This is a genomic window from Secundilactobacillus angelensis, from assembly GCF_012641075.1.
GTDB lineage: Bacteria > Bacillota > Bacilli > Lactobacillales > Lactobacillaceae > Secundilactobacillus > Secundilactobacillus angelensis.
On sequence record NZ_JAAXLJ010000013.1, the window covers coordinates 14,820 to 41,215 of the forward strand.

General features: G+C 43.9%; 25 protein-coding genes. 21 read left to right on the plus strand and 4 right to left on the minus strand.

Annotated features, from left to right (window positions below; genetic code table 11):
* The 16 genes from rnmV to HC026_RS08045 all read left to right on the plus strand — a co-directional run bounded on the left by rnmV (position 1) and on the right by HC026_RS08045 (position 16,770).
* Complete coding sequence (rnmV, locus tag HC026_RS07970) at positions 1-570, plus strand: ribonuclease M5 (protein WP_168925461.1); 570 nt, start codon at positions 1-3, stop codon at positions 568-570.
* A complete protein-coding gene (rsmA, locus tag HC026_RS07975) occupies positions 567-1,451 on the plus strand; it encodes a 16S rRNA (adenine(1518)-N(6)/adenine(1519)-N(6))-dimethyltransferase RsmA (protein WP_168925462.1) in 885 nt (294 codons plus the stop codon). Before rnmV ends, rsmA begins: the two co-directional genes overlap by 4 nt.
* A gap of 201 nt (positions 1,452-1,652) precedes the next feature.
* Entirely contained in the window at positions 1,653-1,910 is a 258-nt protein-coding gene (locus tag HC026_RS07980; RefSeq protein WP_168925463.1) for a Veg family protein, read from the plus strand.
* Positions 1,911-2,138: 228 nt separating this feature from the next.
* Positions 2,139-3,218 (plus strand): hypothetical protein, encoded by a 1,080-nt coding sequence (locus HC026_RS07985; RefSeq protein WP_168925464.1) that lies wholly within the window; start codon positions 2,139-2,141, stop codon positions 3,216-3,218.
* Between the two features lie 27 nt (positions 3,219-3,245).
* The gene (locus HC026_RS07990; protein ID WP_168925465.1) at positions 3,246-3,671 is read left to right on the plus strand and encodes a hypothetical protein; all 426 of its coding nucleotides are present in this window, start codon (positions 3,246-3,248) and stop codon (positions 3,669-3,671) included.
* Between the two features lie 197 nt (positions 3,672-3,868).
* Positions 3,869-4,720: a 4-(cytidine 5'-diphospho)-2-C-methyl-D-erythritol kinase gene (gene ispE / locus HC026_RS07995; protein WP_168925466.1), complete on the plus strand. Its 852-nt coding sequence runs from the start codon at positions 3,869-3,871 to the stop codon at positions 4,718-4,720.
* 12 nt (positions 4,721-4,732) lie between these two features.
* Positions 4,733-5,656, plus strand: a complete 924-nt coding sequence (locus HC026_RS08000; RefSeq protein WP_168925467.1) for an alpha/beta hydrolase — start codon at positions 4,733-4,735, stop codon at positions 5,654-5,656.
* A 105-nt stretch (positions 5,657-5,761) separates the two neighbouring features.
* Positions 5,762-6,457: a metal ABC transporter ATP-binding protein gene (locus tag HC026_RS08005; RefSeq protein ID WP_168925468.1), complete on the plus strand. Its 696-nt coding sequence runs from the start codon at positions 5,762-5,764 to the stop codon at positions 6,455-6,457.
* A complete protein-coding gene (locus HC026_RS08010; protein WP_168925469.1) occupies positions 6,450-7,241 on the plus strand; it encodes a metal ABC transporter permease in 792 nt (263 codons plus the stop codon). The genes HC026_RS08005 and HC026_RS08010 overlap by 8 nt, the downstream gene beginning before the upstream one ends.
* Positions 7,242-7,453: 212 nt before the next feature.
* Positions 7,454-8,293, plus strand: a complete 840-nt coding sequence (gene purR / locus HC026_RS08015) for a pur operon repressor (RefSeq protein WP_168925470.1) — start codon at positions 7,454-7,456, stop codon at positions 8,291-8,293.
* 40 nt (positions 8,294-8,333) lie between these two features.
* Positions 8,334-9,713 carry a bifunctional UDP-N-acetylglucosamine diphosphorylase/glucosamine-1-phosphate N-acetyltransferase GlmU gene (gene glmU / locus HC026_RS08020; protein ID WP_168925471.1) on the plus strand — a complete coding sequence of 460 codons (1,380 nt, stop codon included), beginning with the start codon at positions 8,334-8,336 and terminating at the stop codon, positions 9,711-9,713.
* Between the two features lie 59 nt (positions 9,714-9,772).
* Positions 9,773-10,750 carry a ribose-phosphate diphosphokinase gene (locus HC026_RS08025; protein WP_168925472.1) on the plus strand — a complete coding sequence of 326 codons (978 nt, stop codon included), beginning with the start codon at positions 9,773-9,775 and terminating at the stop codon, positions 10,748-10,750.
* A gap of 154 nt (positions 10,751-10,904) precedes the next feature.
* Entirely contained in the window at positions 10,905-11,654 is a 750-nt protein-coding gene (locus HC026_RS08030) for a glucose 1-dehydrogenase (RefSeq protein ID WP_168925473.1), read from the plus strand.
* A gap of 317 nt (positions 11,655-11,971) precedes the next feature.
* Positions 11,972-14,305, plus strand: coding sequence for an ABC transporter ATP-binding protein/permease (locus HC026_RS08035; protein WP_168925474.1), 2,334 nt, complete (start codon positions 11,972-11,974; stop codon positions 14,303-14,305).
* Positions 14,306-14,465: 160 nt separating this feature from the next.
* Positions 14,466-16,337, plus strand: a complete 1,872-nt coding sequence (locus tag HC026_RS08040) for a DUF2207 domain-containing protein (RefSeq protein ID WP_168925475.1) — start codon at positions 14,466-14,468, stop codon at positions 16,335-16,337.
* Between the two features lie 82 nt (positions 16,338-16,419).
* Positions 16,420-16,770: a DUF3899 domain-containing protein gene (locus HC026_RS08045; RefSeq protein ID WP_168925476.1), complete on the plus strand. Its 351-nt coding sequence runs from the start codon at positions 16,420-16,422 to the stop codon at positions 16,768-16,770.
* 65 nt (positions 16,771-16,835) lie between these two features.
* Here the strand turns inward: HC026_RS08045 and yidA are convergent, their stop codons facing one another.
* Genes yidA through HC026_RS08060 form a run of 3 tightly spaced genes read right to left on the minus strand, consistent with a single transcriptional unit; the run spans position 16,836 to position 19,855 of the window.
* Complete coding sequence (gene yidA / locus HC026_RS08050) at positions 16,836-17,642, minus strand: sugar-phosphatase (RefSeq protein ID WP_168925477.1); 807 nt, start codon at positions 17,640-17,642, stop codon at positions 16,836-16,838.
* Between the two features lie 15 nt (positions 17,643-17,657).
* Positions 17,658-19,007: an HD domain-containing protein gene (locus HC026_RS08055; RefSeq protein WP_168925478.1), complete on the minus strand. Its 1,350-nt coding sequence runs from the start codon at positions 19,005-19,007 to the stop codon at positions 17,658-17,660.
* Positions 19,008-19,030: 23 nt separating this feature from the next.
* Positions 19,031-19,855 (minus strand): lipoyl protein ligase domain-containing protein, encoded by an 825-nt coding sequence (locus tag HC026_RS08060; RefSeq protein WP_168925479.1) that lies wholly within the window; start codon positions 19,853-19,855, stop codon positions 19,031-19,033.
* A gap of 236 nt (positions 19,856-20,091) precedes the next feature.
* Between HC026_RS08060 and HC026_RS08065 the strand changes: the two genes are divergently transcribed.
* The 5 genes from HC026_RS08065 (at position 20,092) to HC026_RS08085 (ending at position 24,923) form a co-directional block, all read left to right on the plus strand.
* On the plus strand, positions 20,092-20,535 hold the full coding sequence (locus HC026_RS08065) for a DUF1934 domain-containing protein (protein ID WP_168925480.1): 444 nt from the start codon (positions 20,092-20,094) through the stop codon (positions 20,533-20,535).
* Between the two features lie 44 nt (positions 20,536-20,579).
* Positions 20,580-21,218: a DNA-directed RNA polymerase subunit delta gene (rpoE, locus tag HC026_RS08070; RefSeq protein ID WP_168925481.1), complete on the plus strand. Its 639-nt coding sequence runs from the start codon at positions 20,580-20,582 to the stop codon at positions 21,216-21,218.
* A 245-nt stretch (positions 21,219-21,463) separates the two neighbouring features.
* On the plus strand, positions 21,464-23,074 hold the full coding sequence (locus HC026_RS08075; RefSeq protein WP_168925482.1) for a CTP synthase: 1,611 nt from the start codon (positions 21,464-21,466) through the stop codon (positions 23,072-23,074).
* Between the two features lie 206 nt (positions 23,075-23,280).
* Complete coding sequence (locus tag HC026_RS08080; protein ID WP_168925483.1) at positions 23,281-24,561, plus strand: UDP-N-acetylglucosamine 1-carboxyvinyltransferase; 1,281 nt, start codon at positions 23,281-23,283, stop codon at positions 24,559-24,561.
* 104 nt (positions 24,562-24,665) lie between these two features.
* Entirely contained in the window at positions 24,666-24,923 is a 258-nt protein-coding gene (locus HC026_RS08085; RefSeq protein WP_168925484.1) for a type B 50S ribosomal protein L31, read from the plus strand.
* A 227-nt stretch (positions 24,924-25,150) separates the two neighbouring features.
* On the opposite strand, the gene HC026_RS08090 is transcribed toward HC026_RS08085, so the two are convergent.
* Complete coding sequence (locus HC026_RS08090) at positions 25,151-26,389, minus strand: multidrug efflux MFS transporter (protein ID WP_269814114.1); 1,239 nt, start codon at positions 26,387-26,389, stop codon at positions 25,151-25,153.
* Positions 26,390-26,396: the final 7 nt, after the last annotated feature.

Sequence of the window (26,396 nt, forward strand, 5' to 3'; positions counted from 1 at the left end):
TTGAAAACCATTAAAGAAGTCATCGTGGTTGAGGGCAAGGATGATACGAAACAAATTGCTAAAGCCGTGAACGCCGATACGATTGAAACTCGTGGATCGGCCGTCCCAGAAGAAACGCTTGATTTAATTGAAGAAGTGGCCAAAAAACGCGGTATCATCATTTTTACCGATCCCGATTTTTCGGGGGAAAAAATTCGCAAAATTGTCTCCGAAGTGGTTCCCAATGCCAAACATGCTTTTTTACCAAAAGCTGAGGGGGTTCCGACCAAGACTGGTGGATCCTTAGGCGTGGAACACGCTAGTCCAGAAGCAATTCGCGAAGCGTTAGCTCACGTGTATACTGAAGGTGATTCAACCGTTGAGCAAATTACACAGGCTGATTTAATCAAAGCTCGATTAGTGGGTACGCCAGAGGCAAAGACTCGCCGCGAAGCTTTAGGTGAACAATTGCGAATCGGCTATGTGAATGGTAAACAGCTTAAGAAACGGCTGCAGATGTTTCAAATCAATCAAGAAACATTTTGGCAGGCGATTCAACTGATCGACCAAGAGGAGAGTGAACGCCAATGAGTACACCATTGATTGCTAGTCCCGCAAGAACACAGGCGATTATTAACCGATATGGGTTGAACGTTAAAAAAAGTCTCGGACAAAACTTTTTGACTGATATTAATATTTTGGAACACATTGTTCAGGCAGCTGACCTTTCCGAGAAGGATAATGTCATTGAAATTGGTCCTGGAATCGGCGGTTTAACCGAATTTTTAGCTCAAAACAGCCATCACGTCTTAGCGTTTGAAATTGATGAACAATTGGTTCCCATCCTAGGCGAAACCCTGTCACAGTACGACAACATTACGATTCTGAATCAAGATATTTTGAAGGCTAATTTGCCCCAGGTGATCAAAGAAAACTTTGATACTGACCGGCCGCTAAAACTGGTCGCAAATCTGCCGTACTACATTACGACACCAATCCTGATGAACGTTTTACAAAGTGGCATTCAGTTTGAATCGATCACCGTTATGATGCAAAAAGAAGTGGCTGATCGGTTAGTGGCTGTTCCAGGAACGAAAGCCTATGGTTCTTTGTCGATTGCCGTTCAGTATCAAACGGATGCTCAGGTGGCGTTTACAGTGCCACGAACTGCGTTTATTCCGCAACCTAACGTGGATTCAGCCATTGTTACCATGGAGAAGCGCGCACCGTTTGATCCAGCGCCTTTTGATGAAAAGGTCTTTTCAAAATTTGTTAAAGGCAGTTTCCTGCATCGGCGTAAGAGCTATTGGAATAACCTCTGCGCGATATTCGGTAAGGATCAGGATATCAAAGATCGCATCACTAACGTCCTTGGTAAGGTCAGAATTTCCCCACAGATTAGGGCTGAGAAGCTGACAATTGAACAGTTTATTGAATTGACGAACGCTTTGCACGTGGAAGGTTTACTTTAGAGAAAACTATTTTAACTCTAGCTAATTCAACAATCAGTTTACCGTGTTGGAGAGCTGGTCACAATATAGCTTAAATCCTATCATGAAAGGATTTTTATCTATTTTTTCATGACAAAATACTTGTTGTAAATTAATGGTTGTGGTATAATCTTGACTTTCCTGTGAAACCGTGATAAAATGTTTCACACAAGGGGTGAGGTCATGCCAACAAGTTTAGCAACTATTAAGGACCGGCTTTCAACGCATATTGGGCAGGAACTTATGGTAGTCGCCCAGGCAGGGCGCAAAAAAACAACTGAACGGCACGGAATTCTTAAAGAAACGTATCCTGCTGTTTTCGTTGTGGATCTGGACCAAGATGAAAATTCATTCGAACGTGTTTCCTACAGTTATACTGATATTTTGACACAAAATATTCAGATTGACTTTGGCAACAATAATGAGGATGACAATCAATAAAAAATAGGTCGGTAAGGCCTTTTTTTATTGGATTATTTTGAAGCGCACCAGTTTCTGTTCATAGCTGACAGAGTCTGGTGCGCTTTATTTGTATTGAATTGACCCATGACATTTGTGATACTATGATAACGTACATCAATTTTGAACAGCTTTTTGAAGTTTTTCGGGTTACACTATCAGCTGCGAGGGAGAGAAAGTACGACTACTAAATTCTGGGGAGATTTTTAGATGAAACGTATAAGTTTGATGACAAGCGCCATTGCTGGGACAGTGGCACTGTTTGGTTTTGTGGGAACTGCTAATGCTGCTTCGTATACGCAAAAGAGTAATGCCATTTCGCAATATTCTTCAGGTAGTTTACGGACGGTCAACAATAAAGCAACTGGGTTTGTTAAGGCTGGTTCCTACTCGTTTGCCAAGAATCCTGGTGGCAGCAATACGATTGCAAGTGTTAGTGGCAATCAAAAATGGACATTAAAAACAGCTTACCAGTTGCCCAATACGCATACTGCTAAGGGAAGTTCTAAGTACGATATGACTAATCCGCAATCAGCTGCTTATGATGGTGGTCACTATCTGTACGTCGTCTATCAGCCACACTACACCAAGGGAATGACTAACAAGGGGTTTGTTGCCCGGTATGACCTTAACAAGCTCAAGGGGATGTCACACGCTAAACAGCAATCCTTAATGAACGGTAAATCTGGTAGTTCCGCTGTTAAAGTCGGTGGGATCTTTACCACCGGTCACGGTCAATCATTAGCCTACGATAAAAAGCATCATTCACTTTATATGTGGCGTGATACCACGCTAGGGGCCACTCGGACCTCGACGTTGCAACGAATTAGCACCTCTTCATTGAAGCCTAATAAAGCCATTACCTTCCACATGACCAATCATGGTGCTAACGTGCCTGGTGGCCACGATTTAACCTTTGACCACAGTGGTAACGCTTATTACTGGACCGTTTCTGGCTCCAAAGTCAAAGTTTATAAAGGGACGATTGGATCTAAGTCAGTTCATTTCCGTTTAACTAAGCAGCTGTTTGACCACCGTCCAGGCACCCATGAACAAGCAATGGGCTATAACGGTCACAATGGCCGGCTGTATCTGGTTGCCGACGATTCTATCACGAGTTTTCCAGCTAAGAAGCTGAACGGCAATGGTTCATTGAAAGCCAGTGACTTTAAGTATTCCAAATTTAATTCTCATCGTGAATTTGAATCTCTAAACTTTGATAACAGCGGTCACGGGATGCTGTTAAGTAACCGGGACCCCGAAATTCTGCGAAGCACGACGGCTTATTAATCACTTGTCTGGGAGGAAATTGAGACGTTGAAAAAATCAACCATATTTAGACTGCTGCTGGTATTTGGTTTTGCAGCTGCATTAGGGCTCACCAGTACAACAGCATCTGCCAGTTCATGGCATAAGGGCACACCCAGTTTTTTGATTCACAAATACTATCGGACATCGATTAAGCATGGTTACGCTGGTGTTCCACAGTTTAACTATGTTTATGGCTCCAAAAAATCCTTTATCTATAAAGTTGCTCAAGCCGATGGTAGCGGCGGGAGTGCGTCGTATAAAAAGTCAGGTTCAACCTACACCATTCGGACTAAAAATGCTTGGGGAAGCCAGTATTTTACGATTAAAAAATTGAGTTCAACTAAGTTTAAGGTAAAGACGGGTTCTAGTCGCTATGAAACAATGACCAGGTTCTATCACTTTCCAAAGTATAAAGGTTCTGCGGTCAGGTGAAATTTATCGCACATTTGCAAAATTTAAAATTTTATAGCCTTTAAAGTATGAAGCGCTCATCAGGAAAAACTGGTGAGTGCTTTTTTAAGCCTCTTTAACAGCTTGTTTATTTCGAGTATAATATCCCTAATAACAAAACTTGAGGGAGCAGTAAGTATAAGAAAACGATTCTCAATTGAAGTGTAGGTGATCAAAATTTGATAGTAGTGGAAAAGGCAGCGGCCAAGGTCAACCTTGGTTTAGATACACCGTTTCGCCACGCTGATGGTCAGCCCGAATGGGACATGGTGATGACATCCATTGACCTTGCTGACTACGTGGAGGTCCGTTCCACCGGCTCGAGTACGATCGTCGTTTCTTCCAACTCGGGATTTTTGCCGAATGATCAGCGTAACCTGGCGTTTCAAGCAGCTTCTTTGCTGCAGCGCACGTTTAAAGTTAAACATGGTGCCCATATTAAGATCCAAAAAAACATTCCAGTAGCAGCTGGTTTGGGTGGTGGTTCATCTGACGCCGCCGCGGTTTTGCGCGCTTTGAATCAACTATGGGAGCTTAATTTACCAATCGCAGAATTAGCTAAGTTAAGTTTGAAGGTAGATTCAGACGTACCTTATTGTGTGTATAGTAAAACCGCTCATGTGACCGGACTGGGCGAGCAGATTGAGGTACTGAAACCGGCGTTAAAACCGGTTTGGATCGTCTTGGCTAAGCCTAATGTCAGTGTGTCCACCCCTAGTATTTTGCGTCAGATTGATTATGATGCACTGGCTCATCCCAATATTCAAGGTGTACTAGACGCCATTGCCACAGGTGACCACCAACAGCTGGTGACGAACATGGGTAATGCACTGGAACCAATTTCAGTTCACCGCTATCCAGAGATTCAACAGATCAAAGAACGCATGCAAGGCTTTAGCGCGCAGAGTGCTGTGATGAGTGGCACTGGACCGACTGTATTTTCAGTTTTTAATAAAGAATCCCGGGCTCAACGGGTGTTTAATAGTATTCGGGGCTTTTGTCCCGAAGCTTATCTTGTCCGCTCATTATAAGGAGTGATTGATTTGTCCAAATGGCTTAAAATTTCGGCTGCTACAGTAGCGACTGGCGTGACAGCCGCGGTGGCAGCAAGTGTCGCAGTTTATCATAATTTGACCCATATCAGCGATTCGGAAAAAGAAAAGGGCCATCACAAAGCAGTGTCAGAGAACACGGCTGCCGATAATGTCTGGTATCTAAAACAGCCCATTCAAGAGTGGCGGCAAACCACACCGGATGGTCTGACTTTGCGTGCCAGCTATATCCCAGCAGCGGGTAAAAGTCTGCGGGTGGTGATCCTGGCTCATAGCATTAATCATGCTCGTGAACAGATGATTCCACTGGCAAAATTATTTCATGATCATGGTTACAACGTTTTGATGCCTGACGCACGGGCGCAGGGTCAAAGCGACGGTCATCGAATCGGCTTCGGTTGGCCAGATCGGAAAGATTACCTTGGCTGGATTGAAAAAGTGATTAGTGAATTAGGGGATAACGTCAAAATTGTTTTGATGGGATTGAGTATGGGAGCTGCTACCGTGTTAGCAACTGCCGGTGAACATTTGCCGCAAAACGTCAAAGCGGTAGTTGCTGACTCCGGGTTCGCCTCAATTTATCAAATGGCTAAAACTACCTTACGTCGTGATTTTCATTTGCCGGCGAATCCAATTGTGCCGATTGCCGACTGGTTGGCCCGTTTTCGGACTGGTTCCCGGTTAAGCCAGGAGCGGGTGGATGACCAACTCAAGCGTGCAATGGTACCGGTGCTGATTATTCACGGAGAGGACGACCAAGTGGTACCAGTCAAGCACGCCAAAGTTTTGTATGAGGCTATTAAGGGACCTAAAAAAGCCTATATCGTGCCGCACGCAAAACATATTCAGGCGTATGCCCATGATCCTGAACACTATCAGCAAGTACTAAGCGACTTTTTATCGCAATATGTTTAAAAGAGATTGACTTCTCCATAGAAACCTTTACAATAAAATAGTAATCATTACTGTTTGCAGTAAACTAAAAAGCACATCATGTGCTTTTTTTATTGAGGAGCTTCTATGACTGAATCGATACTACAATTAAAACAATTATCCTTCTCTTTTCCCGATAAGAAAGTTCTGACCGATTTGAACTATGACTTAAAACGTGGTGACTTTTTAAGCATTGTTGGTGAAAATGGTGTCGGAAAGACGACGTTGATGCGGTTGATCTTACAAGAGCTGAAGCCGACCAGTGGCAGTCTAGAATTTTTACCTAACCGACAAGCTGTGCCAGTCGGCTACGTGCCACAATTTCGCAATATTGACGTGGAATACCCACTGAGTATTCAGGATTTTGTCGGTTTGAATTTCGCCAAAGTAGGGCTGCCTTGGTTAACTGCCAAAGAACGTGCAAGGGTCAATGAAATCTTACATGAGACCAAACTGTATGATATCCGGAGACGACCGATGGGACAGGCTTCAGGCGGTGAAAAACAGAAGGCTTATTTAGCCCAAGCCTTGTTAGACCAGCCCAGTTTGCTGATTTTGGATGAGTCGACGGCTAGCCTGGATCCAGTGGCTAAAACTGAGCTGCTTGATTTGGTCAAACAAATTAATGAAAACCAGCAGCTAACGGTGATTTTTGTGACTCATGATATTCCCCTAGCTCGCCGATATGCCGACCATTACCTGTTCTTGACACCAGGACACTATGAGGCTGGTAATATCGCAGAACTGACTAACGAGAAAGTAGGCGCGATGAATAATGCTTAGTTATCCTTTTATGCAAAATGCCTACATGGCCGGTACATTAATCGCAATTATTTCAGGGATCATGGGTGTCTTTGTGATTGCGCGGAATATGTCCTTTTTAACGCATACCTTGTCTGAAATTGGCTTTGCGGGAGCTGCTTTTGGTATTTTTATGGGGTGGCAGCCGTTAAATGGGATGTTGTTATTCACCACAGTCAGTTCAATTGGCGTTGGTGAGCTTGGAGCAAAATCCTCCAGGAGAGAGAATTCCATTACGGCGATTTCAGCTTTAGCAATCGGTTTAGGCATCCTTTTTCTATCCTTAGCTGACAGTAATGCCAGTTACGCTACGGGAATTTTATTTGGTAGCGTGATTGGTATTAGTCGCGCAAACGTGATTCAAATGATGATCCTATCCATTTCGGTTTTGGTCATTGTTATGGTGATCTACCGTTACTTGAAGTTTGATTCCTTTGATCCAATTGGCGCCCAAGTTAAGGGATTGTGGACCCGAACTTTGTCAGTCGTCTTTTTGGTTCTGCTGGCCTTTTCAGTTAGCGTGGCTGCTCAAATCGTGGGCTCGTTATTGATTTTTATTCTGCTGACATTACCGGCAGCTGCGGCGAAGTATTTTGCTCATACTGTTGGCATGATGATCAGCGTAGCAGTAGCTTTTTCATTAATTGGCGTTTGGTTGGGGCTTTACCTCAGTTACATGACAAACTGGCCCGTCAGTTTCTTCATTGCTGTCATTGAAGTGATCTTTTACTTTAGCGCGCTGATTTATCAGCGTATGTGCCAGTAAAACAAAGTAAGGCAAGCCACGGCAATCTGCACCGTGGCTTTTTTCGTGACCTTATCCGTATATCTCGAGAATTTAACAAGAGGTAAAACGAGTAAACTTCAGATGTTTCTTAATAAAACTATGAGATTCAAAGAAACTAGCCCTTAAACCCGAACATTTATGCTAAAATAATAATATTAAATCTGAAGTTATGTGACATGGAGGAAACCAAAGTGAAAGTAAGAAGAAGCGACCGGCTAATTGATATGACCCGGTATTTATTGGAGCGGCCCCATCAATTAGTGTCGTTGACCTTTTTTTCTGAGCGATATGGATCAGCAAAATCTTCGATCAGTGAAGATTTGACGATTTTAAAACGAACGCTTAAAGCTCGGGGGACGGGTTTGTTAGAAACGGTTCCTGGTGCAGCTGGCGGTGCACAGTTTATTCCGTATATTCCTCAACAAGAGGCGACGGACTTCGTCGATGGTGTGATTGAATCGTTATCGGAATCTGAGCGATTTTTACCCGGCGGTTACGTCTACATGTCAGATTTACTTGGTCGACCAAACGTTTTACGGCAAGTCGGTCGCTTAGTGGCCACTCAGTACTTAGAAGATGAAGTTGATACGGTGTTAACCGTTGCAACCAAAGGAATTCCGATTGCCCAAAGTATTTCGGACTATTTAAACGTGCCGTTTGTGATTGCTCGGCATGATTCTCAGATTACTGAAGGATCTACTGTTAGTGTCAACTACGTCTCTGGCTCAAGCAGTCGAATTGAAAAAATGGCACTGTCAAAGCGGAGCCTCACCCCCGGTTCTCGTGTTCTAATCGTCGATGACTACATGAAGGGCGGCGGAACTGTCGGCGGTATGCAGTCGTTAGTTAAGGAATTTGACGCGGAAGTTGCCGGTGTTGCCGTATTTGCAGAAGGCACTTTTGAAGGTGAAAGAAAGGTGCCTAAGTACACGTCATTACTCAACATTCATGCAACTAATGACCACGTTGATGTGACTGCAGGGAACTTTGTTGAACAAATCTATACGCCAGAGCGATTGGCACAATTTTAAATTTTATGGGTTCGAATAAAACGTTAAGGAGTTTGTCTAAATGAGTACTAGAAATACGATTATTCTTGCTGCTGGCAAGGGAACAAGAATGAAATCGAAACTGTATAAAGTTTTACATCAAGTTTGTGGTCGCTCAATGGTTGATCACGTATTGACCCAAGTGGAAAAGACCCACATGGATCAAATCGTAACGGTGGTTGGGTATGGTGCAGAACAGGTTGAAGAAACCTTAGGTAAGCGTACCAAGTACGTCCTGCAAAAGGAACAGCTTGGGACGGGTCACGCAGTTTTGCAGACCGAACCGCTGTTAAAGGATCAGGATGGGACTACTCTAGTGGTGAGTGGTGACACCCCATTATTTCGGGCGGAAACCTTCGAAAAATTATTTCAATATCACGAAGCCAAGAAGGCCGTTGCAACCATTTTAACGTCTCAAGCACCGGATCCAACCGGCTATGGTCGAATCGTTCGCAACGACATTGGCATTGTTGAAAAAATCGTCGAGCAAAAAGATGCCACCAAGCAAGAACAAGAGATCAACGAGATCAATACTGGTGTGTACGTTTTTGATAACAAGGCGCTTTTTGCTGCGCTTCATAAAACTTCTAATCACAACGCTCAGGGTGAGTATTACCTCACGGACGTGATTCAGATTTTGAAGGAGCAGGGCGATATTGTGGCTGCTTATCGGATGCCATCGTTTGAGGAGTCAATGGGTGTTAATGACCGGGTTGCGCTGTCCAAAGCTACTAAAGTTATGCAACGTCGGATAAACGAGTACCATATGAATAACGGTGTGACTTTGATCAATCCTGAAGATACTTATATCGATGTTGACATCAAGATTGGCGCTGATACAATCATTGAACCGGGTGTACTTTTAAAGGGTCAAACAGTGATCGGCGAAAATTGTCACATTGGCGCGCATTCTGAGTTGCATGATACTGTTTTACATGATAATGTGACGGTGACATCTTCTTATTTGGAAGATTCTGAGATGGAAGATGGCAGCAATATTGGCCCAATGAGTCACTTACGGCCAGATTCACATATTGGTAAACACGTTCATTTGGGTAATTTTGTTGAAGTTAAAAAGGCGACGATTGATGAGGGTACTAAGGTAGGACACTTGACCTATGTTGGTAATGCGCACTTAGGCAAACGGATCAACGTTGGCTGTGGTGTGGTCTTTGTTAACTATGATGGCGCCCACAAGCATGAAACCACGGTTGGCGATGACGCCTTTATTGGCAGTAATTCTAACTTGATTGCACCATTAACGGTGGCAGATCATTCCTTTATTGCCGCGGGTTCAACCATTACCGACGAAGTGAGCCAGTACGACATGGCTATTGCCCGTTCTCGGCAAACCAACAAACCTGGGTATTTCAAAAAGTTACCGTATGACCCAGAAAAGTAATGTACTGAATTTGTTAGTTAGTGTAGAATGTATCTAGAATTAAGCCATTGGAGGATCCCATGTCAGAGAAATATAATGACCCAAAGTTGAAAATCTTTGCGTTAAATTCCAACAAGCCACTTGCCCAGCGGATTGCTGATGAAGTTGGTGTTAGTCTTGGAAAAACGTCAGTTGACCGTTTTAGTGACGGTGAGATCCGGATCAACATTGAAGAGAGTATTCGTGGTTGCCACGTTTTTGTTATTCAATCGACTTCCGCACCCGTTAATGACAATTTGATGGAACTGTTGATTATGGTTGATGCACTTCGTCGCGCTAGTGCAGCGACGATTAATGTGGTTATCCCATATTACGGCTATGCCCGACAAGACCGTAAAGCACGTTCTCGTGAACCAATTACGGCCAAGCTGGTTGCCAATATGTTGGAAAAGGCTGGTATCAGTCGAGTTGTTGCGCTAGACTTGCATGCCGCCCAAATTCAAGGATTCTTTGATGTGCCAGTTGACCATTTGATGGGTGCCCCCTTGTTAGCGGATTATTTTATTAATCATGGTATTGCAGATAATGCGGTCGTGGTCTCTCCTGACCATGGGGGTGTTACCCGTGCTCGTGCATTGGCTGAGTTTTTGAAGGCACCGATTGCCATCATTGATAAACGACGGCCAAAAGCCAACGTTGCTGAGATCATGAACATTATTGGTGACGTTAAGGGCAAGCGTGCCATCATGATTGATGATATGATTGATACGGCAGGGACCATTACTCTTGGTGCGCAAGCTTTAATCGATGCTGGCGCTACTGAAGTCTATGCCAGTGCAACCCACCCAGTACTTTCCGGACCAGCCATTGACCGAATTTCGAATTCCGCTATCAAGCAATTGATTGTGACTGATTCGATTCAGTTACCGAAGGAAAAACAAATAGATAAAATTAAACAGATTTCTGTTGGACCGCTAATTGGCGATGCTATCATTCGCATTCACGAAAATCGACCAGTTAGTCCACTGTTCCACAACCGTTTTCACGGCGCAGAATAATTGAACGTTAAGCCACAATCGTCTTTTGATGATTGTGGCTTTTATTTTGCCGGAATGACTAATATCATTTATCAGAAAGCGTAAAGTTTGTGAATGATTGTGTGAAATTGTACAATAAGTTAAGTTTAAAAAATAAGGTTAAGGAGTGGTCGTATTGACTGATCGTTTGAAGAATAAAGTTGCTATCATTACAGGTGGCGTTGCAGGTATTGGTTTGGGAATTGCCGAATGTTACATCGAAGAAGGTGCTAACGTAGTACTCACCGCCAATCACAACGTTGAAGGCGGCAAAAAAGCGGTGGCAAAGTTTGGTGATGACCGGGCGTTATTTGTGCAACAAGACGTCTCTCAAGAGGCTGATTGGCAAAAGGTCATTGATGCGACTATCTCTAAATTTGGGAAACTCGATATTTTGGTTAACAATGCTGGTGTTGGTGGGGATGGCAAGCCAATCGAAGATAAGCCATTAGCTGACTGGCAGCAAGTGATTGATATCAACTTAACCGGTAACTTTCTTGGTATGAAAGCCGGCATTAACGCCATGAAGAAGACGAATAATGCTACCGGATCCATTATCAATGTTTCCTCTGTTGCGGGATTGGTTGGGTTGCCAATGGCACCTGATTATTCTGCCAGCAAAGGCGGTAGCCGGATGCTGACTCGTGCGGCTGCTTCTTCACTGGCACGTCGCGGCATCAAAATCCGGGTTAATTCAGTTCACCCTGGCTGGATTGATACGAATATTGTACCGGAAGACGCTAAGACTCAGATTATTCAGACGATTCCTGCTGGTCACCTTGGCGAACCGAAGGATATTGGTGAAATTTGTGTCTATCTTGGCAGTGATGAATCCAAGTATGCTATCGGTGGTGAATTTACAGTCGATGGTGGCGTGAGAGCTTAACGCGTCCAATAGTCTAATTCTAGAAAACAACACTATTTAATGGCCGTTAATTTGGTCAAAATAGTGTTGTTTTTACTTTGCATTAAATCTTTTGAGTATCAATTGATTGCTACCAATCAGATTTTAGCAGTAAAAGAAGACAGACTCTGATAAAATGTAACTGAGAAAGAAGAAGAATCTGAAATAAAAGCGCATAATGGGCAAAGTTGCTCATCAGTCATCTAGGCGAAGTCGAAGGACAATTATTAAATATTAATCAATAGTTGACTCTATCAATTTTAGTCTATAATCGCCTTTATACTATGGAGGTCTCAAGAATGCTAGAACTTAAACATTTAAAAAAGTATTATCATGTCGGTGACACGATTACCAAGGCACTGGATGATGTTTCAGTGGCTTTTCGAAAGCAAGAATTCGTTGCAATCCTAGGTCCTAGTGGTTCCGGGAAAACAACGCTGTTAAATAATATTGGTGGCTTAGACGTTTATGATTCTGGCGACTTGATCATTAAGGGAAAATCTACCAAGGAATTTAAAGCATCAGACTGGGACGCTTACCGGAATAACTCTGTCGGCTTCATTTTTCAAAGTTATAATTTAATTGGTCATTTAGGGATCATTGATAACGTTGAATTAGGGATGACACTGAGTGGTGTTTCTACTTCAGAAAAAAAGGAACGCGCTATTACTGCCTTAAAACGGGTTGGTCTGGAAGAACATATGTATAAGAAGACCAACCAGCTCTCTGGTGGGCAAATGCAACGGGTGGCTATCGCTCGTGCGATTGCGAATGATCCAGAAATCCTGCTGTGTGATGAACCAACGGGTGCACTGGATACTGAAACCAGCCAGGAAATTATGCAGATCATCAAAGACCTGTCTAAGGAACGGCTAGTTATTATGGTCACCCATAACCCGGAACTGGCTGACCAGTACGCTGACCGGATTATCCGCTTTGCTGACGGAAAGATTCAGTCTGATACTGATGCCTACGATGAACAGGAAGAAAATCAGACTTTTTCGTTGAAGAAAACGAAGATGACCTACTGGACCGCATTGAAGTTATCGTTCACCAATATTCGTACCAAGAAGGGTCGAACATTTCTAACGGCCTTTGCTTCAAGTATTGGGATCATTGGGATTGCCATTGTTTTGGCACTTTCCAACGGGTTTCAAAAGCAGATCGATAAAACTCAGTCTAATACGCTGGCACAATACCCAGTAACGATTTCGCAAATGGCATCGTCTCAAAACGGTGCTGATAGCGGTCAAAAGAAAGAGCATTTTTCTAAGGATAAGGCTGTAACTGCCGAAACAAGTGAGGCAGACAAAGCGCAGCACACGAATAAGATCTCCCAAAAATACGTTAACTATGTTAAAAAATTAAATCCGAAATACAGTAAAAATATTGGCTACACCTATACCACTGGCATGAATTTGCTACGTCATGTGAATGGTAAGGTCAAACCAGTTCAGTTCTCCAACCAAAACCAGAAGAACGCCAATGGGCCTGATGTTTCCAGTATGATGGCCAATTCAGTTGGAGTAGGTGTTTCGTCATATCCGACTGATAATAACGGTAAAGTCAGTTTTCTGCATAAACATTATAAGGTGATGGCTGGTCAATTTCCAAGTAAGCCAACGGATGTCGTACTTGTGATCAATAAGGACAACTCGACAAACATCAACGGATTGAAGAACTTAGGCTTTGACGTTAAAAACGGCCAAAAAATCAATTTCAATAAAATCGTTGGTACCACCGTTAAAGCAGTTAATAATGATACGTATTACACGCAAAGGATGGGCATGTATTTACCAAGCAACAATTACAAGTCAATGTACGATAATAGCAGTAATAAGACCCTCCGCGTTGCCGGCGTACTGCGGGTCAAGTCAGCTAATGAGGAAAACATCCTAGCACCTGGCTTTGTTTACAGTGACCGCCTGACCAAGGAAATGGTTGATCAAAACGCCGATTCTAAAATTGTGAAGGCCCAAAAAGCTAGTTCACGCAACGTTCTAACGGGACAGACTTTAACTGGTAGTACGGCTAAAGACCAAGTTATCAACGCTTTAGGCGGTTCTAAGATGCCTGCCAGCATTATGATTTACCCGAATACTTTCCAAAACAAGGACAAAGTGCTGAGCTATCTGGATGGTTATAATAAGGGCAAGTCCAAGGCTGATAAGATTATTTATACTGATATGGCGGGGTCAGTTTCTAAGTTGACCGGTGGCTTGATGAACGCGATTACCTACGTTTTGATTGCCTTTGCCGCAATCTCGCTGATAACCAGTATGATTATGATCAGTATCATCACGTACACCTCTGTCCTTGAACGGACCAAAGAAATTGGGGTGTTAAAGGCCTTAGGTGCGCGTAAAAAGGACATCACACGGGTCTTCGATGCCGAAACAGCCATCCTGGGTGTTGCTTCAGGTGTAATCGGGATTGTCATTGCTTGGTTAGCAACCTTCCCAATCAACGCGGTTATTAAGAATTTAACTAATCTCAATAACGTTGCTCAGCTGAGTCTGGTAGCTGCAGTGATTCTGATCATTATCAGTACGGTGCTGACCATCATTGGCGGGCACATCCCAGCCCGGATGGCTTCCAAGAAGGATGCAGCAACGGCCTTAAGAAGCGAATAACTAATTCAGTTGAATAGTGTTGACGAAAGCTGACGGATGCTTAGTATATCTAAGTGTCTGCCAGTTTTATGATTTACGGCAATGAACTTATCTCAAAATACAGCGGTAAGTTAGGGAATAGTCTGGTAAAATAATGAATGATTAAGGAGGGGACGTCATTTTGAAAAAGCGACTGTTATTTTTATGTACGGTGATTTTTACTGTGCTATTTTGGGGATGGGGGAATAGTACAGCGAGTGCAGCAGGTTATAGTATTGACCGCTATCACATCAACGTCGATATCCAAAAGAATGGTGACGCGGATGTCACACAACGGATCAAGTATCACTTTGATGATTTATTTCACGGGGTTTTCCTGAAACAGGATTATGCGGGAACCGGTGGCATTGCAGGTAAGCCGACTGTGTCAATTTTAACCCACGGTCATGAGACTGCCGTTAAGCCAGAAAATTCAGGTGAATCTGACACTTATGAAACTTCAGATTCGGGTAAAATTTACCAAATTAAGGTCTATCATTTGGCATCTGACGAGACCGTGACTTACGTATACAAGTATCGGATTCGCAACGTGGCTGTCAACTATGCCGATACAGCTGAACTCAATTGGAAAATTATTGGTCGAGGCTGGACGGTGCCATTGAATCACGTTCAAATTGCGGTTCAACTACCGGAGAAAAACGTGAAGCAGTTGCAGGCTTGGACACATGGTCCCTTGAGTGGTCACACTCAGGTCAATCGAGCAGCTGGTAAAGTGACGATGACTGTCGCTAAAGTACCAGCGAAAACCTTTGTTGAAAGCCACATGGTTTTTCCAACCACAGTCATATCAACTAATACGAGGACTTCTGATAAAAAACGTTTAGCAACAGTTCAAAAACAAGAAGCGAAGCTAGCCAAGCAAGCTAATCTGAAACGGCTTCAGGCGCTGCTGATACCACTTGGTGTGATGGTGGTTTTACTCGGAATCGGCATTTTCTATCTGCTAAGCAGATTGCGCTGGTTCAAAAAGCACGTTGGTTCGCCGGTCAAAGAAACACCAAAGGTTCATAACTTTGAAATTCCCAGTTATTCGGCTGTGACCAGTCAAAGTATCTTGACTGAGAGTCAACCAGATGCCAAGGCCTTTACAGCTTGGCTCATGGAATTAGCTGCCGATGGCGAATTGACTATTAAACCAGATAAGGATCGTTTTTCGACCACTTACCGGATTACAGAAACGCCCAAGATGAAGGTGGAACATCAAAACAATCCATTATTGGCATTCTTATTTAACACAGTGGGCAAAGGGAATAAGCCTGACCGTACGTTTACTTTAAGTGAAATTCATGATTATAACCTCAATCATCCTAATTCATTGACGTTGAACCAAAAATTCACGGCTTGGCGAAAGACATCTTACGAGGAAACGGATGCACTAGGGCTTTTCAATCATCAGACTGATGATGTTGGAACTAAGGGTTGGCTGTTAATCGTGTTTAGTGTGATTCTTGGCGGCTTCAGTTCCGTGGCTGCTATCTTCTTGACACTTCCCGTTTTACGTGTCGCAGGTGTGATCGTAAGTGTTGGCTATATCGTTACCAGTATTGCAGTGGCAATTAAGTACATGCGTCATTTGTCGCATTACACGCAAGCTGGCGAGGACGCAGCTGGTCAAATTCGTAATTTCCGTAGTATGTTGCATGATATTGGGGAATTTGATCGTTCACAAGTTGGTGATTTGATTTTGTGGGAACGGATGCTACCATACGCGGTTGCATTCGGGCTTGCTAAACGGGTGTTGAAGGCAATGGCGGCTAACTTTAGCGCTGCTGAATTAACGCCATTTTTCCAGAGCTATTACCCAATGTACTTGGATGATCAATATTCGGGTGCTGATTTCAGTACTGCTTTCACATCAACTTTCACTGCGGCTAGTGCCGATACGAGCACTAGTGACAGTTCTGATTTTTCATCAGGCAGCGGTGGCTCCGGTGGCTTTAGCGGCGGTAATTCCGGTGGCTTCGGTGGTGGCTCCGGTGGGGGTGCTTTTTAACCCCGCAGACTGAAGAGTACTTGCACTGAAGTGAAATTCCAACTATGCTTGAGCACATCAAGAGTTGAATAGGTGAGTTGAATTGAAAAATATAAAACAGAATCGCTGGGCGTTACTGACACTGGCAGTCATTGTTATTGCGGGCCTACTGACCCTACCATGGCAATCAATCATGGTTGTGGCTAACTTTTGGTTTATGCTGGGATTGGTCTTTTTAATGGGTGCTGCGTTTTTCATCTTGGAAAAAGGGCATCTATTTGCTGGCTGGCGTAGACGACGGCACAAAGGTGAGGAACCGTTGCCCGAAGAAAAAGTACCCGCACGAGAAGTTGGGCGGCTTAAGAACGCGCCAATTGTGGTAAACAAGTACGCCTGGTTTTGTTTGATCAACGCCATCGGCTTGATTGCGTTGGGGATTATTTTTACCGTGTGAATGACGTAAAAAAACAGGCTAACGCTTAGTTGTAGTAACTAAGCGCTAGCCTGTTTTTTGATTGATTAAAGCGCGAATTTCTCGATGGCATATGCTACGCCATCTTCTTCATTAGTTTGAGTAATAAATTGAGCAGCGGCTTTCACCTCATCAATTGCATTACCCATTGCCACACCAGTACCGGCGTACTTTACCATGGTCAGGTCATTGCCCTGATCACCAAGTGCCATCACTTCATCTGCCGTAAAGCCAAGTTTGGTTGCTAATTCTGCAATGGCATTACCTTTGCTGGCTTTCTTGTTCATTGCTTCAAAGAAGTAAGGTTCACTTTGTACAACGTAGAAACGTTCTTTTAGATCTGCAGGGAAACTTTCGATGAAGGCGGACAATTTTTGGGGTTCATCGATAAACATACCCTTGGAAATCGTTAATTCGTCCGTAATTTCTTCGGGTGTTCGATAGCGAATTGGCATCCGAACAATAAATGATTCAGCAATTGTGTATGGACTAATATCACGGTTGGCAGTGTAAATATGATCCAGGGTTTCCATATGGAAGTGGATGTTAGATTTACGTGCAAGCGTTTCTAAGTCAATGTAGTCTTCTAAAGTGATGTTATGGCTAACGATTGGGGTACCAGCAATCGTCTGAGCCAGGCTACCGTTGAACGTGACAACGTATTCGTCATCACCACTAATGTCCAAGGGGTTTAAGTACTGTTGCACGCCCGTAATTGGTCGGCCGGTGCACAGGACAACTTTGATGCCCTTTTGACGTGCCTTGGTGATGGTGTCAATCGTATGTTGTGTGAGTTCTTTATTGTCGGTAACTAAAGTGCCATCGATATCGATGGCGATAAGTTTGATTGCCATGTGTAAGCTCCTTAATTAAATGATGTAGTCGTTGTGTAAATGGGCTTGAAAAGCTTTATAAACGGGGTCGAACAGTTCAACGTTACCGTCTGTTGAAGCGAGCATTTCCTTTGGGAAGAAGAAGCGCTGATCCCCGGAGAATTTCCCTGTGATGGCACTGACCAAAGCGCTCACGGTGGAGAGTTCGATCAGATGACCATCAGACTGCATGAGTTCGATTTGAGTCATGGGATTCTTCATATTGGGATCGTATGCATCGTATGGCAGATCGTAGCTGTTGTTCGTGTCCGTGTAGTAGGTTGAATTGAAACCTGCTTTCTCGATAAGTTGCTTGAGTTCAGGTATTTCTGCCTTAGTTTGCTCATCAAATTTCACGGACTTTAGTGGTTTCCGATCCAAAAAGCGGTGTGCGAGATCAGCGAGGATAGGGTCACTAGACTGCCGCCAGTGGGCAAAGTAGGTCGTCAATGTACCATCATCTAGTAATAGGTAGTCATCCAGATTAAACTCATGGTCAAAGAAGGGGAACAAGAGATACGGTGCGGCAGCTTCGTTTTTGTTGCTGGTTTTTTCATAATCCTCTTTTGCCCGTTTTAAGAGATGGTTTAAGATGACTTCCATAGAACGGGAGACCGGGTGAAAATAAATCTGTTGATACATTTGGAATCGACTGACGATGTAATCCTCCACGGCATGCATCCCGCTCACTTCAAAGCAAATACCATCCTTATAGGGCCGCATCACCCTTAAAATCCGGGTTAGGTCAAAGGTACCGTACTTGGTGCCGGTGTGATACGCGTCTCGTAACAGATAATCCATTCGGTCAGCGTCGATTTGGCTAGAAATCATCTGAACCACTTGTGGATTGGGATAAGTTTTTTTAATGACGGAAGCGACCTGCTCTGGAAATTCAGGACTAACGCTACGTAGGACTTGATTAACTTCCGTTGTGGGCGAAGTTAAAATGGCTACCGTAATCGCTTCATGATCAGTCTGAAAGATGTGTTCGAAAGTGTGACTGTATGGTCCGTGGCCGATATCGTGCAACAACGCTGCACACAATGCGACCAGTCGCTCGTTGTCGTCCCAGAGACCGTCGCCTGGAGTTTGAGTAGGGAAGTTACGTTGAAAATTGTCACAGATCCGTCGCGTAATCTCGTATACGCCTAGTGAGTGGGTGAAACGGGTGTGTTCGGCACCGTGAAAGACTAATGAGGCCGTTCCCAGCTGTTTGATTCGCCGTAACCGTTGAAATTCTTTGGTGTTGATTAAATCTAAAATGATCCGGTGTTGAATATAAATATAGTTATGAACGGGATCACGAAAAACTTTTTCGCGGGGAAGCCGTTCTGCTGAATATGGCAATTTTTAAACTGCCTCCTTTAAGGTTAAATACCAAGCTGTCTTTTTTGCATCTTAGCGAGTTCTTTATTATAGATTTCCTGAAATTCAGGTGACTGGGTACTAGACATCAATGTGGTCAAATCAAGTTGCACATCTTGTTGCTGATACGAAGCTAAAATGGCACTTTTTACTTCGGTAATGGTGAGTGGCTGTTGCATAGCATCGGCAACGTTGATCATCGTGTCAGGCCAAACGTCGGGGAAACCAAGCTCGTTTTGATGCCCAGCCAAGCCTGCATCATAAAAATCACGAACTAAAGTGCCACGAAAAGTCTGATCGCCTAAAATGCTGATATATGCCATGACCACCAGTGCATTGGTGCTACGCCGTTGTGAAATTCCCGCAAACTTTTTTCCATTAAAGCTGAGGTCATAATCGCCAGGACAATAGGAGTGGGTGATTTCATAGCTTTCAATCGTCAGATTAGGAAAAGTCTGCTGAAGTAACTGTTTCATGAGCTCATACCCATTATCTACGGAAAGGTGGCGCGAGGCGGTTTGCGGAATGAATAGTGACACGTTCAGTACACCGCCATCACTCACAACCGCCAAGCCACCGGAATTACGGATGAAATGAGCATACCCGTTATCAGTGACCGTGGCTAAGGCCGCCTCTAGTTCCGGTAAATGGCGGTCTTTTAAGCCAAGAATCAAAGTTGGTGGCAACGTCCAAAAGTGCAATAGTGCACGGTTGGTACTACCACAGAGATCCAGTAGGGCATTGGTCATCCCAAATGCTGCCAATTGGTTGTCCCGAGTCAAAGGTGTGTCAATGACTTGCAAAGATGAAAACAATGGTTGTCTTTTCATAATATCCCTCGTTGATCTAAGAACAATTCTTTGTTCATTATAACGGAAATCAAGCCAGCCGTCACTAATTTTGGACTAGCCCATTATTTTAGCAGAAAAAGCGGCTCACAATGGGATTTTGAGCGTCGAATTGTTTCATTTTTACGCGAGATTCAGCCAGAGGTTAATCGTGCAAATTCACGAATAAAAGCGTTATAATAAACACAGCGTACTAAAAATGGAAAGGAAGGGTTGCTATGGATGACTTGTCAACCAGCATTCCAGTTGGCATTCACTTGACGACTCATACCGTACAAGATGGTCAAGCTTCTGATTATGCAATTGATGTTGAAGGCCAGATTGTTCAAATCGGTGAGACAATTTATTTACGATACCAGGAACCAGAATCTGACGAAGAGGACGGCAACGTGCCGGTGACGATAAAATTTTTGCCTAACGGAGACGTGACATTGACTCGCAGCGGGACTAATCGGTTACGGATGCATTTTAGTGCCGGCAAGCGAATTCGTGCAACGTATCGCACACCCTATGGTTTAGTGCCAGTTGAAACGGTAACACCGCAACTGCGGGTAGGTTTCCACGAAAGACCATTTGGTGGTTCGGCATCAATTGACTACCTACTTTATGCTGGGGAACAATTGTTAGGAAATTACGAGATTAGATTGCAATTTACGGTTTAATCTAGTATAGTGATTCGTAGACTGTGGAAGGGACGTGCACCAGTTTGGAATTAAAAGTCTTAGAAGGCCAAAACAAAAACGAATTATCGATGATTGAAGTAGCTCACGCCATTTTATCTGAGCGCGGGGATGCCATGCCGTTTGTTGACTTAGCCAATGAGGTACAGACATACCTGGGCGACTCGGATAAGGAAATTCGCGAGCGGCTTTCTCAATTCTATACTGATTTGAACATTGATGGCAGTTTCATTTCGTTAGGTGACAACGTCTGGGGTTTACGGACCTGGTATCCTTTCGAATCAATTGATGAAGCTACTGTTGGTGCCGAAGAGGATGAGGAACATCCAAAGAAGAAGCATAAGAAGGTTAATGCTTTCTTAGCTGATTCGGCCGATGACGATGACGTTATCGATTATGATGACGATGATCCTGAAGATCAAGACGACGTTGATGTAGATGACGATGATCTTGACGCTGATTATGATGAAGATGATGACGACGAAACCGATGATAGCACTAAAGAACTTGGTAAGTACAAGAATGATTTAGCTGATATCGATGACGGTGATGACGATGATGATGACGACAACATGCCAGATGGTATTGAAGGTCAATTATCAGAGTTTAACGAAGATGATGATGATTTCGACGACGATGATGACGACGAAAAATCAGATAAGTAGTAGAGATAACTCAGCTGTTAGCTGAGTTTTTTTGTGCCTTCGTTTGTGGGATATTAAGCTCTTAGGTTCAATCTGAGTACTCGGGCTTGACGCAACTGAAACAACTTGTTATTATGTTTTTTGGGCACCTTACGAGGAATCGTGAGGTCAACGTTCGGAATAACCGCTCCCTATTCGTCATGAATAGGGAGCTTTTTATTGGTTTACGTCTGTTTTCCCAAAACTAATCTATGAGGAGTTATACAATGACCAAATATATTTTTGTAACTGGCGGTGTGGTTTCTTCACTTGGTAAAGGAATTGTTGCGGCATCTCTTGGACGCTTGCTTAAGAACCGTGGGTTAAATGTGACCATTCAAAAATTTGATCCTTACATTAACGTCGATCCCGGTACTATGAGCCCATATCAACACGGTGAAGTCTTCGTTACGAATGATGGGACCGAAACCGATTTGGATCTTGGCCACTACGAACGGTTCATTGACAATGACCTCAATAAGTATTCTAACGTCACGACTGGTAAGATTTATTCAGAAGTACTGGAAAAAGAACGTCATGGTGATTACCTTGGCGCAACCGTTCAAGTGATTCCGCATATTACTGGCATGATCAAGGAAAAGATTATGCGAGCTGGGAAAACATTGAACGCGGATATCGTCATCACTGAAATTGGTGGGACCGTTGGTGATATTGAATCACAACCGTTCCTTGAAGCCATTCGACAGATGAAGGCTGAAGTAGGCGACGAAAACGTGATTTACATTCACACCACGTTGATTCCTTACTTACATGCAGCTGGCGAAATGAAGACTAAGCCAACCCAACACAGTGTGCGTGAATTAAGAGGATTGGGGATTCAACCTAATATCTTAGTGGTAAGAACTGAAAAGCCAATTACTGAATCCATGCGTAATAAGATCGCTTTATTCTGTGATGTTAAGCCTGAAGCGGTTGTGGAATCGATGGATGTCGATACGATTTATGAAATCCCGTTGCGACTACAAAAACAGGGGATGGATCAACTCGTACTAGACCATTTCCACTTGGATGCACCGGCAGCCGACATGGCTGATTGGTCGACCATGATCAACAAGATCGACAACCTGAAGAAGACGATTACGATTGCTTTGGTTGGTAAATATGTTAGCCTCCAAGATGCTTACATTTCCGTGGCAGAAGCCTTAAAACATGCGGGCTATCCATTGGATGCTAAAGTTGATCTACAACTGATCGACGCTGAAAAGGTCACTCCAGAAAACGTCGCCGAAACGCTGAAAGATGCTGATGGTTTACTAGTGCCAGGCGGTTTTGGTGATCGAGGAATTGAAGGGATGATCACGGCTATCCAATATGCGCGTGAGAACAATTTGCCATTCCTAGGGATTTGCTTAGGGATGCAAATGGCCAGTGTTGAATTTGCCCGCCACGTGCTGGGCTATACGGATGCCAACTCGACTGAAATGGATCCAAACACGACTCATAAGGTGATTGACCTCATGGCCGATCAAACCGATGTTGAGGATATGGGTGGTACTCAACGGTTGGGTGCTTATCCTTGCAAACTGAAGCCTAACACCGTTGCAGCTGCAGCTTATGGCAATCAAACTGAAATTTCGGAACGGCACCGTCACCGTTACGAGTTTAATAATGCTTACCGTAAAGAGATGACTGAAAAAGGGTTGGTTTTTGCGGGAACTTCTCCTGATGATCACTTGGTTGAGGTGATCGAGTTGCCAACTAATAAGTTCTTTGTTGCGGCACAATATCATCCAGAATTCCTCTCACGGCCTAACCGTCCTGAAGGGTTATTCAAAGCTTTTGTCGCAGCTGCAAACCACCAACACGACGAAAAGTAATTTAAATAGCATTGAAGCCACGCGGTCATTGCGATCGGGTGGCTTTTTTTGTTGAGACAGATATCCTTTTCAATTAAGGTTAGCTTAACCCTCAAATATTACAATTTAAGAGAATCGACGTTAAACTATTGTATTTTAACTGTTCATTATTTATCATAAGTTAAGACTGCATCACGCACGACTTTATAGTAGAGGAAAATGACGTCATGAAAAAAATGATAATCCACGGTGGACAGCGCCTGTCAGGCAGCGTCAACATCGGTGGTGCTAAAAATAGCACGGTCGCACTCATACCAGCGGCAATCCTGGCAGATACACCAGTTAAATTTGATATGGTACCAGATATTTTAGATGTTCATAATCTGATGCTGATTTTGGAGTCCATGAACGTGCACTCCAGATTTGCTGATGGTGTATTAACCATTGATCCCACTGAAATCGTGGAGGCACCTATGCCCAGTAAAGCGATTAAAAGCTTACGGGCTTCTTATTACTTTATGGGTGCGCTACTTGGCCGATTTGGTCGTGCCACGCTAACTTTTCCTGGCGGTGATAACATTGGGCCACGACCGATCGACCAGCACATTAAGGCGTTTAAAGCGCTTGGTGCTGAGGTTGAAGATAATCATGGAACCGTCCGTATTACCACGGGGGATAAGGGATTACACGGTGCCAGAATTTTCTTGGACGTTGTTTCAGTTGGCGCCACGATCAATACAATTTTGGCAGCGGTGAAGGCTGACGGTCTGACCACCATTGAAAATGCGGCCAAGGAACCTGAGATTATTGATATCGCAACCTTCTTAAATAATATGGGTGCGCATGTTCGTGGCGCCGGAACGGATGTTATTCGAATCGAAGGGGTGCCCGTCTTGCGTGCCACCAATGTTCATACCATCATTCCCGATCGGATTGAAGCCGGTACTTTTTTGGCAATGGCCGCTGCAATGGGAGATGGTGTGGCGATTCATAACATTATTCCTGAGCATTTGGAGTCCTTTACAGCTAAACTGATTGAAATGGGTGTTGACCTACAGATTGGCGAAGATTCAGCATACGTTGGTGAATCTCGTAATTTAAAGGCCATTCAAGTTAAAACGATGCCGTTTCCAGGCTTTGCCACGGACTTGCAACAACCCATTACACCCTTGTTACTGAAGGCCTCAGGGAGCAGTATCATTGTGGATACCATTTATCCTCAACGGTTGAAGCACGTGCCTGAACTGAAAAAAATGGGCGCAAAGATACGACCGGAAAAAGACATGATCGTCGTTGATCACACTGAACATCTGGCTGGGGCAACCGTGGACGCGGGTGAAATTCGTGCTGGGGCTTCGTTAATGATTGCAGCATTGATGGCTGAAGGTACCACAACGATTACCAGCGCAGAAAACATTTTACGCGGCTATGGCAGTATTGTTGATAAACTCACAGCGCTAAATGCTGACGTGAGAATTGAAAGCAGCGATCGCGTAGAGGAATTATAAGAGTTGACTTGAATTAGACCAATTCTTATGATATTCTATTTAGGTTGACGATAACAATCAATCTCTGTTTCAGTATATGATTCAGGGCAAAGGAGCGAAACATTATGAAAAAAGGAATTCATCCAGATTACCACCAAGTGGTATTCCAAGACTCAAGTACCGGTTACAAATTTTTGTCAGGTTCAACTGCAACTTCTGCAGAAACAATCGACTGGGAAGATGGCAACACTTATCCATTGATTCGTGTTGAAATTTCTTCTGACTCACATCCTTTCTACACTGGTAAGCAAAAGTTTGCCCAAGCAGATGGTGCTGTGGATCGTTTCAACAAGAAGTACGGTTTAAAAAACGACCAAAATTAATCAGTGAACCACTTATCTTTTTTGGGATAGGTGGTTTTTTTAATTTTCAGGGGAGATTAAAAGCGCCACGTCCAGTCATACTGGACGTGGCGCTCTGCTTTTTTATTGAGTAAACGTGCTCAGGCATGCAGGGAGCTGCATGCAGGGGACTTACGGCACAAATCCAAGTTCGGGATTTATACCATAAGTCCCCTGCACTCCGCTCCCTAACCGCTTGCCTTCGCACTCTAGCTATTTAAATGTTTTCTCCTCAAACTAGCGGTATTATGCCACACTAGCAGGAAGTTCATCAGGACTAGAATCGATGTTGAGATGAAGACCCCTGAATAATCGAATATTGTGGATACTACCGAGCCAATCATTGGGCCTAACACGCTGCCGACCGCTTGGAAAGACTGATTCCAACTGAAAATGCGACCCGTAACTTCTGGGGGCGTATTCTTCGAGAGAATTGTTTGCACAGCCGGAAGCATCGTCGCGTTTGAAACGCCAATCAGGAATCGTAAGAACATCAGCTGCCAAACATTTGTGACGAACGCCATTGGTAGGTAGACTATAATAGCGAAGATAAAGCCAATCGACAGGATTAATTCGGTGCCGACTCGGTCACCTAGGCGGCCTAATTGAGGAGCCGCGAAGAGGGTAGCAACCCCTGGAATAGCTGCAACGACACCGCTAAATAACGTGATTGCGGAGCCCTTCGGCATAATTTCTCGCACGTACAGTGATAGAATGGGTGAAATAGACATGTTAGAAGCTTGGATTATCAATGTAGTAATGAACATCCCTAGAATTAATTTGGGATGATGAATGACACCCAGGACTTCTTTACTAGACAACATGTTTTCCTTTTTTACGGGAGTAAACGATTCTGTGACGAAGAAGTAGCTGACGAAAAAGACGGATAGTAAGAGTGCACCAGTAATGAAAAAAGTGACTCTGTATGAGAATACTTCGGCTAAAATACCGCCGACTAGCGGGCCAAATAGTGAGCCAGCGACGTAGCCGGTAGATAAAGTGCCTAGTGCCTGACCGCTTTTGCTCTTTGGTGCTTGGGTCGCCATTAATGCGTTGGCGTTACTAATATAACCTGAGAAAATACCTTGGATAAAGCGTAATGCCATTAATTCCCACACGTTTGTTACGGCACCCATCAGACCGAGGACAACTGCCATCCCCAGCGAGGCTCGTATCAGCATCAGCTTGCGTCCCTTCCGATCAGCTAACCGGCCCCACAAAGGACTGGCAACCGCGGTGACGAGGTAGGTGGCTGAAAAGGTGATCCCTGAATACAAGTTAAGCTGATCCTTGGTGAAGTTACCAAGTGTATCCACGTAAAGGGATAAAAATGGCATGATTTCACTAAAAGCAAGGCCAGCCATGAAAGTACCGAACCACAGGACGAATAAGTTGCGGCGCCAGACGGGCCGAGTAGGTTTGGTGGCAGCGGGTTCTGGTTCAGTCAATGAATAT